This is a genomic window from Paenibacillus agaridevorans, from assembly GCF_003112455.1.
GTDB lineage: Bacteria > Bacillota > Bacilli > Paenibacillales > Paenibacillaceae > Pristimantibacillus > Pristimantibacillus agaridevorans.
In genome coordinates, this window is record NZ_BDQX01000054.1 from 221,487 (window position 1) to 222,394 (window position 908).

Sequence of the window (908 nt, forward strand, 5' to 3'; positions counted from 1 at the left end):
TCCTGATGGGGGCGCTCCTCATTATCGTGGCGGTGTTTACGACAATCAGCCCCGCTCCGGCCAGCCATCCCGTCAATTATCACAGAATGGGCAACGATCTGCATTATACCTTAAAGATCGAACCCAATGCGCCGGGACCGAACGACGTCGAACTCCAGATCTGGCTGCCGGAGGACAAAGGCGAGCCAGCGAGCATCGGCATGGTCATCATTCCGCAGAAGAAGCCGTCCGCTGCCGTTAATATAGAACTGGAATCCCGACCGCCGGGCATCGATATCCCGTTCCCGGGTTATAACGAATTCCGATTCGTGGCGAAGAAAACGGAGCTGTCCGGCGCGGGGAACTGGAAAGCGCGGTTCACCGTGCGGCTTGGAGACGGGACGGAGTTGGAACGGGAATTCGATTTCAAGCTGGGCTACTAGAATATGGATAGGGAAGGCAGGAGGACGCGATCATGACTTACAATTGGCTTCGGGGACTAATATTGTGGGTGCCTACGGCCGTTATCGGCATCTGGGAGTATGTCCGGCATGCGTTCCTGCTGCCTTACGTATCCATGGAGCTGGGCAACTGGCTGGCTCCCGTTATCGTGTTGCTGGTGACGCTTACGCTGCTCCGTCCCTTGTTCGGCAAGCTGGAGCATATGCAGCAGGCGCTGCAGCGGGAACAGGTGGGCAAGGCGGCGCTTGAAGAACGCGAGCAACTGGCGAAGGAGCTTCACGACGGAATTTCGCAGTCGTTATTCCTGTTGTCGGTGAAGCTCGACAGCCTGGACCGGTCTCGAAGCAAGGAAGAGTCCGGCCGGACCATGGAAGCGATTCGCGGAACGATCCGTCATGTACACGACAGCGTAAGACAATTTATCGCGAGTCTGCACGAGCCTCCGGTAGCCGCGGATACGGCTTTGC

At 57.5% G+C, this 908-nt stretch carries 1 protein-coding gene and 1 pseudogene; both read left to right on the forward strand.

The annotated features are described in order from the left end of the window. Positions 1-422, forward strand: a pseudogene (locus PAT3040_RS06860) (hypothetical protein); the annotation flags it as partial. A 32-nt stretch (positions 423-454) separates the two neighbouring features. Next, a partial coding sequence (locus PAT3040_RS38460) for a histidine kinase (protein WP_258234874.1) occupies positions 455-908 on the forward strand: 454 nt, incomplete at its 3' end.